Origin of the sequence: Arthrobacter sp. H14 (genome assembly GCF_000520495.1) — a bacterium.
Taxonomy (GTDB): domain Bacteria; phylum Actinomycetota; class Actinomycetes; order Actinomycetales; family Micrococcaceae; genus Arthrobacter_C.
The window spans coordinates 14,675-22,337 of sequence record NZ_KI914678.1; the positions used below are offsets into that span (position 1 = coordinate 14,675).

Here is a 7,663-nt window from a genome sequence, read left to right on the forward strand (position 1 = left end):
CCGGCCGCTACCGGCTCCCATGGCCGCCGGCCGTTGTGTTTGCGTTGGAGGCGGCGCACTTCCCGCAGCACGGCCGCTTCGATCAGATCAGTGATGGAAGCGTAGCCTTCGGCCTGGCCTGCGGCGAGGTATGCCGCCCGTACCTGCTCGGTGTCCTGCTGGGTGAAATAGGGAGTGAACGAGGCCGGTTTGTGCTTACTCATCTGCGTTGTTTCCGGTGTACCTCGTCCAACGCGGCCCGCCAGTCCTCTTGGTCGAACCGCCCGTGTTTGTCAGGGGACCGGGCTTCGAGAAGCAGTCCCGCCGCCCGGATGTCGTCCTCTTGGGGTAACCGCACCCAGATACACGGACGGCCGGTATGGTGTCCCGGCCGTCTTGGCCGGGACACCACCAGCGGTTACTGCTCTTGCGCGTTTACAGGATTCTGTGTTTCTGTATTTCCGTGATCGATGATGATGCGCTCGACGTCGCTGAGGGTGTATCCCCACGCTTGGAGTTGGGCCAGGTAGTGGCCGCACCGGCGGCCGCCCAACAGTCATGAATACCGATACCCTCGCAGCCGCCCGGGCCAGACACGCCAGGTCGGTTGTGCAGTGGTGTTTTGAGGCCTTCGTGAGAACGACCCTTTCGCAGGGGTGGCTAGGGGAACAGGCTCATCGCAAGGATGTGGTGAGACGGGTTCTGCCACCCGGTTTAGGTGAGCGCTGCCTCAGGGATCACATAGCGCACGGGGAAGGGTTGTCGTGCTCGTTCAACGGAGGGCAGAGGGCCCACGATTTACACTCAGCGAATGGAGTCCTTCGAGGTCAGTGTTAATGACGAGCTGTTTCGTATCAGCGAGAGGACGCAACCTGGTGGGTCGCTCAGCTACGACTTCGCATGGCTGAACGGGCCAGCTGATGGAACTTACGGCTTCACTGCCAGTCGGTTAGTTGCTGATTCTGGTGATGACACTTCAGGCTCTGAGGTTTCCATGACCCGCGCCGAACTGGCGGAGGAAGTGCGGGAGTTTGTGAAGCGGTTCTACGAACCCGGAGGGGTTGCAGAAGACTTTCCTGATCATGGTCCGGCTCGAGCGCGCCGGCTGAACGACCGATAGAGGATCGGCGGATTCTGGCGGTCATTGCAACATATTTTCAGGAATAAACCGCGATCAAAAGTCCTGCATTGTGACTTGCAGCGCTATTCGGCCTCTGCGCGAGGCGAGGCCGTTGCGTTGTGAAGTGACTGTCCGCATCGAGGCTGACGGCCAGGTTCAGGAAATCACCACGACGCTGCGGATCGACACCCCGCCCGAAGAAGCGTATTACATGCATGGCGGCATCCTGCCCTACGTCATGCGCCAACTACTCACCCTCTGACGCCGATGGAACTAGTGTTTCCGGCAACAGCCAAGATGTCCTGGGGCGTTTAATTGGCGGCCGCCATCCAGAGATCGGGTCCAAAGACTTCGTAGTGGATACGCTCGGCTGGTATTCCGGCTCCCAGGGCTTCGGAACGGATTTTCTTCATGAAGGGCAGTGGGCCGCAGAGGAAAACAGATGTCTCTGCCGCAATGTCGATTCCCTGCAGGGACATGTAACCGGTGTGGGCGTCCACGGCCGGGTCTTTGAGCCAGAGTTCGAGGTTCGCGCCGTCGAGTGTTTCAATATCCTGGCGCATCTGCTTCTGCAGGGCCCATTGTTCCATGGTGTTTTCAGCGTGCAGGACGAGGACCTCGCGGCGGGAACCCTGGTCAACCAGGGAGCGCAGGATGGATGCCGAGGGTGTGCAGCCGATCCCGGCGGTGGCAAGGATCAGCGGTGTGGTGACGTCGGGGGAGAGGGTGATGTCTCCGTAAGGATTGGAGAGCTCAATGACGTCGCCGACTTCGGTGATGTGGTGGAGGACGGGGGAAACCTCGCCGTTATCGTCGATTTTTGTGGTGAAGACCCGGCGACGGGAGCTGATGTCGGCGCAGAGGGAGTACTGGCGAATCTGGTGCAGCCCGTCCGGTATCTGCACCCGGACGCTGACGTACTGGCCTGCTAAAGCCACGGAAACGGGGGTGTCATCGGCCGGTTCGAGGGTGAAGGTCATGGCCGTCTCGCCGGCAGCTTCCTTCTTGATGACGGTCCAGAAGTTCCACGGAGAATTGTTGGTCTGGGTGCCGTAGAGGCCCCTTTCCAACTTGATCAGCGCGTGTGCCATCAACCAGTAGACCTCCGACCAGGCGCCAGCGATATCCTCGGTAATGACATCACTGAGCTTGTCCGCGATGGCTTCAAAAAGATACTTGTACACAACATCGTATTGCTCAGGGGAAATGCCGAGGGAGGCATGCTTATTGGCAAGTCGGGACAGCATAGCCTCGGGGTAGGTATCCGGGTTCTTCACCAGATGCGCGGCGAAACCGGCAACGGCACCGGCAAGGGCCTGCTGCTGGGAACCGTTCTTCTGATTGGACCGGCTGAACAGCCCGTCCAACAGCTCCGGATGCGCCTCGAACAGGCGCCGGTAAAAATCCTTGGCGATGCCCGGCATACGCTCACCGACAATCGGAAGAGTGGCTTCGATGATGGGGAGGGATTTTTCAGAGAGCATAATTTCTCCTAGCTAGAAAGCCTGACCATCCAAAACTAGCATTCGATATACGGGTTTTAGACCGTTCTTCTACGAATTGTAGAAAACCTGCCGGAATGGCGCGGTTTAGGCAGGCCCACGGGTGGCTAACGTCACGAAGACCGGGCCCATTTGCTCCCCGTTGGGCAGATCTCCAATGACCACCTCGTCCAGTTCCGCATAGAAGGCCTCCCGGGCGCGCCGCAGAGCTGCCCGCAGGCCGCACTGGTGGTTCAGCGGGCAGCTGCCCTGCGGGGTTTCACAGTCCGCTAGGTCCATGCGGCCGTCGAGTTGGCGCAAAAGCCACCCCACGGTGGCGCGGCGTCCAAAGTCGCTGATCGAGGCACCCCCTGCCCTGCCCCGACTCACGTCGACCAAGCCGAGTCCACGCAGACGGATAACAGCCTTACTCACGTGGTTGTAGGGTGTCCCGGCGGCGTCGGCTATTGCCTTTGAAGTCAGCAAAGATCCTTCCGGCGCCGCTACCAGCAACATCAGCGCGCGCAGGCAAACGTCGGAAAAAGCGTTGATCCTCACAAACCAAGAATATCTTGCTATCCGGCCACGACCTTCTCTGCGTACTGGAGTTGCAGTGACCGGGGAGCATCCTCCGGGGCACAAGGCGGGCAACGTGTGGGCCATGAGTCGCTCGGGGCCGGACCGAAATGTCGCCGCAGTCGAACTACCCGAGGGACCTCCATCGCGGTCTGGAAAAGAAATCTGAATCGAAGGTATTTCCGTTCTCCGCGGCATAATTACCGATGATGACGCATATAGCGTTGGTACCATGCGTCCGGCGATTCGGTGCGGACAGTGTATGGCCGTACCGAATCGGAATCAACAAATACAGTCAGTGCCTTGCTCATGGTTTGCTCCTTCTCGCAGCTGGGGTTTCGGGACCATCGGTGACCAGCAGTGGCCCCTCTCCCCCGTTGTTTTTTGCCTGCTGGCGGAGCTTGCGTAGCTGTGACCGACGGAAACGGCACAACTCGCCAGGGCGGTGCGGAACAAACACCCGCTCGACAATAATCCGGCCACGCTGACAACCCCGCCCCACGGGGCCGGGATACCAACGTCGGTATCCCCGCAAACGGACAAACCGCGGCCCTCGCCTACAGGACTCCGGCCTGTGCAGGTGGATCCTGCTACGGATTACCGAGGGTCCCGCGGCCAAAGCCCGCGGGGCCCGCAGAATAGCTTGACGAACCAGATAGGGGCACCCCAGGGAGGAAGGGTCGCCCATGATTAGCGTATTCATTCCGCAGACGGTAGCGTTTTCCATGCGCCGCGGGGTGGAGCAGTTCGGTAGCTCGCTGGGCTCATAACCCAGAGGTCACAGGTTCAAATCCTGTCCCCGCAACAAGAAGGGCCACCTACTAAGAACTTAGTTAGTAGGTGGTTGGGCCTTAACCAGTTCTCGTGCAAGGCGAGAGACGATCAGGGTCATGGCTCCGCACGCAACCGTACCGCGTCCGGCATTTAAGGACAGCCGATGACGGCGCGTGCGCTGGCCATTCTCAGTCGAAAGCTCCAAGCCGAATGGCGAGCACCGTCATGAAGGACTTTCGGCTCGAGTATGTAGATGCTGAACCAACCACCGTGAAGTCCTCCAGTCCCATCCCGGCGGACGACGCTGACCTCCTCGACATTCAGCAGGCCTACGGCATCCGCATCCGTTGACCCGGGTCGCCGCCCCAATATTTACTTTCCAAACCCGCGCAACGGGCGGGTATGAAGAACACCAACGAAAGAAGCAACACCGTGCAGCACAACCCCAAGTCCTCAAAAATCGACGCATTGGAAAATGTCGTCTTCGCCGGCACCGGGCACACCCAGGCAGCGGTGCCACCAGAATCCGGTAGTACCGCCCCTGAACCAGCAGTCCTTGGTTTGTTCCACGACCCGCTCGATCCGGTGAATTCCCGGTCCCTTCCCACCAGCACAGCCCACATCACGGCCCGCGGATATCAGCTGTAGAAAAAGCATACGCCGCGTGCTGAGTATGTGTGTAGCTTCGCAGCTGAGCATGGCGTGATGACTGCAATCAGACGTCTTGCGAATGAGATCAATAAGTCCATAAGTGGCATGCCTGATACCGCAAGCTTCAATGGTGAATGGTTTGATATTCCACCGATATCGGGCGCATATGTCAGGTGCGGAAGACGGAACTTTCGCCTGGACCTCCGGTCCGGCGGGGCGGCGGTCGTAGCCCGCTCTTTTTAGTCTTCGGTCTTAGGACGGTTGATTGAAACTTCCTTGAGGACGCTGTTTGAGGACGTTTCCGATCCTCTCGACGGATGCAAACCAGGAGAGCATGTCCTGGTCGATGGCGCCGATGACGGTGCGCATATTGACCAATTGAGCTTCGATCCGACTGTTGATGAGCGGTTCAAGGTGGGCAACCCGGTTGCGTAACCGGTATACCCCATCGACGGCACGCTCCAGATCACGGGCGGAACGGGTCAAATGAGGGAAAGCATGGCGTACCGCGTCCTCCCACAGGCGTTGCTTTCCGGCATCGTGGCGGCTTGGAAGTATAAACCGCCACGTACCGAGCGACATGGCCGCAAGTATGTCGGCGTGGTGCGGTTGTCGTTGATCCTGCGGTCTTCTCCGTGTGGACTTTGACGCCCGCGCCTTGGCCTCGGGAATGTCCCGTCCGGCAAGTCGCTCCAGTAGCGCAGAGGGATCAAGTAACCAGTCCGAAGAGTGCAGTCTCCCTGCGCGGGGATCGGGCTGGGCTGCATTCCAAAGGCAGAGCTGCTCATCGATCGCGTTGCGGAGAACGACTTCAAAAATGTGAAGAGCTTCGTATACCGCGCCGGAAAGGTCGATGTTCCACCTGTATAGATGGACGGCATTTTGAAGATTTCCGCCAGCTTCAAGGTAGGGCGTCAACCGCGGTGGGCTGAGACGCCGCAGCAGTACGGATTCGATGCTTGGTTGTTCAGCTTTGCCCATGGGAGTAAACTGTAGATGAAGACAGGGGCAGGTCCCCTGTTATGGATTACTGAGGGTCCCGTGGCCAGGAGCTGCGGGGCCCTCAGCCGCTAATAGGGTGCGCTATCCCGCCCGGTCAACACCACCTCGGGCAGCTGGCCGCCCCAGTCCCAGATGCCCGCGCAGAGTGTCGGCGGTGTAGCGCTTCCGGAATAGTCCGCGTCGCTGGAGCACCGGGATGACTTGGTCGACGAAATCATCGAGGGAATCGGGCAGCATTGGAGCCATCAGGTTGAATCCGTCCGCACCGCCGGAGCGGAACCAGAGTTCAATGTCATCTGCAATGTGTTCAGGGGTGCCTACCATGGTGCAGTGCCCGCCTCCGGCCGCGAGCCGGCCCAACAGCTGCCGGACGGTGGGCTGTTCGGTCTCGATGATGCGCGAGATGGTGGCATAGCGGCCCTTGGGTCCGCTGAACTGTTCCACCGGAGCCAGCCTTGGTACAGGTGCGTCCAGTTCCCAGTTCCCAGTTGCTGCAGTCCTGCTGCACGAACGTGCCCAGCTGAGACAGGGACTGCTCGATGGGCAGCAGCGCGTCCACTTCGGCTTGTTTGGCTAACGCCTCGGCCTCGGTGGAACCGACGTAGGGCACCAGCCCGGGCATGATGGATACATCTTCGGGCCGGCGGCCTTCTGCCGCGATACGGGCCTTCATATCCTTGTAGTAGCTCTGAGCGCTGGGAAGGTCATAGGCGACCGCATAGATCCCTTCCGCATACCGGGCTGCCAGGTCCCGGCCCGGACCGGAGGCCCCGGCCTGGAAGAGCACGGGGCGTCCCTGCGGCGTCCGGGGTACGGTCAACGGCCCCTGAACCTGAAAGTGCTCCCCGACATGGTGCAGCGGGTTGATCCTCGCCGGGTCGGCGTAGACGCCGGCCCGGTCCAGGACCAGGGCCTCATCATCCCAGGAATCCCACAACCGTAATGCCACCTCGATAAATTCCTGCGCCCGGGCGTACCGCTGCTCATGGGCCGGTATCGCATCCAGCCCGTGGTTTCGGGCCTCCGCGTCGAACATTGAAGTGACCACATTCCATCCGATACGCCCGGAACTGATGTGATCCAGTGAGGCCAGCATCCGGGCCGCATGGAAGGGAGTGTAAAAAGTCGCAGAGACGGTGCTGATCAGCCCGATCCTGCTGGTGGCCCGGGCTATCGCCGCCAGTGCGGTTAACGGCTCAAGAAACCAGCGGGGACCGGCGCCCGGGTCCCCCACGGCCTGCCCATCGGCGAAGAACACCGCATCGAACAAGCCACGTTCGGCAGTCTGCGCGAGCCGCTCATAGAACCCGATATCCCCCAGCTGTTTCAACGGTGATTGCGGCCGCCGCCACGCGGCACCATGGTGGCCGGCGCCCATCAGGAAAGCATTCAAATGCAGCTGTCGTTGCTCTGACATAGCCGGGCCCGCCTCTAATCCATCACCAATCCGCCGTCGACCACCAAATTTTGACCGGTCACCGACCTCCCCCATGGCGAGGCGAAAAACAGGATGGCGTCGGCGAATTCGGCCGGGGTGGTGACCTTACCCAACGGGGTGGAGGCGGCAATGTACTCGAAGACCTCCTCGGGTGTGCCGGCGCTGGCGTCGGTGGTGCGGAGCAGGCCACCGGAGACCATATTGACCGCGATATTGTGCTGGCCCAGATCTTTGGCCAAAGTACGCGTCAAGGACAGCAGCGCAGCCTTCGCCGCGGTGTAATCGTGGTACGGAACCACCGGGTTCTGGAACAGATTCGTGCCGATATTGATGATCCGTCCAAACCTCTGGCCCCGCATGCCGGGCAGGGCCTGCTGGACCGTGTTGAGCGCGCCGCGGACACTGCCGGAGAACTGCGCATCGAACTGTTCCCAGGTGATGTCTTCGGCTTTGGCGCGGGCATCGCCGTTGAAGGAAAAGTCGGCCAACGCATTATTGATCACCGTAGTGACCGGAGAACCAAAATGAGATTCAGCTCTGCTCAGCATTTCCGCTACCTGTCCCGCATCGGTGACATCGGCGGCCAGGGCGACGGCCTGCCCGGGGCCGTACTGGCCGGCCAGTTCTTCGGCGGCCGCCGCA

Annotated in this window: 11 protein-coding genes and 1 tRNA gene; 5 read left to right on the forward strand and 7 right to left on the reverse strand. The window is 60.5% G+C overall.

Translation table 11 applies throughout. The annotated features are described in order from the left end of the window. Positions 1-203: ParB family protein (locus Y707_RS31690; protein WP_026536030.1), on the reverse strand; the 203-nt coding region annotated here is incomplete at its 3' end. 587 nt (positions 204-790) lie between these two features. On the opposite strand from Y707_RS31690, the gene Y707_RS0117465 reads away from it, so the two are divergent. Both Y707_RS0117465 and Y707_RS30900 read left to right on the forward strand, forming a co-directional pair. Next, positions 791-1,099 carry a hypothetical protein gene (locus tag Y707_RS0117465; protein WP_026536031.1) on the forward strand — a complete coding sequence of 103 codons (309 nt, stop codon included), beginning with the start codon at positions 791-793 and terminating at the stop codon, positions 1,097-1,099. Between the two features lie 124 nt (positions 1,100-1,223). Continuing rightward, positions 1,224-1,361 (forward strand): hypothetical protein, encoded by a 138-nt coding sequence (locus Y707_RS30900; protein ID WP_155853111.1) that lies wholly within the window; start codon positions 1,224-1,226, stop codon positions 1,359-1,361. Between the two features lie 49 nt (positions 1,362-1,410). Here the strand turns inward: Y707_RS30900 and Y707_RS0117475 are convergent, their stop codons facing one another. Together Y707_RS0117475 and Y707_RS0117480 are read right to left on the reverse strand one after the other, a co-directional pair. Continuing rightward, on the reverse strand, positions 1,411-2,583 hold the full coding sequence (locus Y707_RS0117475) for a globin domain-containing protein (RefSeq protein ID WP_026536032.1): 1,173 nt from the start codon (positions 2,581-2,583) through the stop codon (positions 1,411-1,413). A 105-nt stretch (positions 2,584-2,688) separates the two neighbouring features. After that, positions 2,689-3,138, reverse strand: coding sequence for an RrF2 family transcriptional regulator (locus tag Y707_RS0117480; protein WP_026536033.1), 450 nt, complete (start codon positions 3,136-3,138; stop codon positions 2,689-2,691). 749 nt (positions 3,139-3,887) lie between these two features. On the opposite strand from Y707_RS0117480, the gene Y707_RS0117485 reads away from it, so the two are divergent. The 3 genes from Y707_RS0117485 to Y707_RS0117495 all read left to right on the forward strand — a co-directional run bounded on the left by Y707_RS0117485 (position 3,888) and on the right by Y707_RS0117495 (position 4,578). After that, positions 3,888-3,961 (forward strand) — tRNA-Met (locus Y707_RS0117485). A gap of 179 nt (positions 3,962-4,140) precedes the next feature. Then, on the forward strand, positions 4,141-4,281 hold the full coding sequence (locus Y707_RS30905) for a hypothetical protein (protein ID WP_155853113.1): 141 nt from the start codon (positions 4,141-4,143) through the stop codon (positions 4,279-4,281). A gap of 51 nt (positions 4,282-4,332) precedes the next feature. Continuing rightward, positions 4,333-4,578, forward strand: a complete 246-nt coding sequence (locus tag Y707_RS0117495; protein WP_026536034.1) for a hypothetical protein — start codon at positions 4,333-4,335, stop codon at positions 4,576-4,578. A 255-nt stretch (positions 4,579-4,833) separates the two neighbouring features. Here Y707_RS0117495 and Y707_RS0117500 read toward each other — a convergent pair whose 3' ends face one another. From Y707_RS0117500 to Y707_RS27155, 4 genes are all read right to left on the reverse strand, one after another. Further along, positions 4,834-5,562: an Abi family protein gene (locus tag Y707_RS0117500; protein WP_026536035.1), complete on the reverse strand. Its 729-nt coding sequence runs from the start codon at positions 5,560-5,562 to the stop codon at positions 4,834-4,836. A gap of 102 nt (positions 5,563-5,664) precedes the next feature. Continuing rightward, positions 5,665-5,907: a hypothetical protein gene (locus tag Y707_RS33550; RefSeq protein ID WP_442853309.1), complete on the reverse strand. Its 243-nt coding sequence runs from the start codon at positions 5,905-5,907 to the stop codon at positions 5,665-5,667. Continuing rightward, positions 5,891-7,000, reverse strand: a complete 1,110-nt coding sequence (locus Y707_RS27150; RefSeq protein WP_442853310.1) for an NtaA/DmoA family FMN-dependent monooxygenase — start codon at positions 6,998-7,000, stop codon at positions 5,891-5,893. Before Y707_RS27150 ends, Y707_RS33550 begins: the two co-directional genes overlap by 17 nt. Positions 7,001-7,014: 14 nt before the next feature. Further along, positions 7,015-7,663, reverse strand: a 649-nt coding sequence (locus Y707_RS27155; RefSeq protein WP_081744969.1) for a 3-oxoacyl-ACP reductase, incomplete at its 5' end; no start/stop codon positions are given.

Coding starts and splice junctions, on each gene's coding strand:
- Y707_RS0117465 (WP_026536031.1), top strand. CDS start 791: ATGGAGTCCTTCGAGGTCAGTGTTAATGACGAGCTGTTTCGTATCAGC.
- Y707_RS0117475 (WP_026536032.1), bottom strand. CDS start 2,583: ATGCTCTCTGAAAAATCCCTCCCCATCATCGAAGCCACTCTTCCGATT.
- Y707_RS30905 (WP_155853113.1), top strand. CDS start 4,141: ATGGCGAGCACCGTCATGAAGGACTTTCGGCTCGAGTATGTAGATGCT.
- Y707_RS0117495 (WP_026536034.1), top strand. CDS start 4,333: ATGAAGAACACCAACGAAAGAAGCAACACCGTGCAGCACAACCCCAAG.
- Y707_RS0117500 (WP_026536035.1), bottom strand. CDS start 5,562: ATGGGCAAAGCTGAACAACCAAGCATCGAATCCGTACTGCTGCGGCGT.
- Y707_RS33550 (WP_442853309.1), bottom strand. CDS start 5,907: ATGGTAGGCACCCCTGAACACATTGCAGATGACATTGAACTCTGGTTC.
- Y707_RS27150 (WP_442853310.1), bottom strand. CDS start 7,000: ATGTCAGAGCAACGACAGCTGCATTTGAATGCTTTCCTGATGGGCGCC.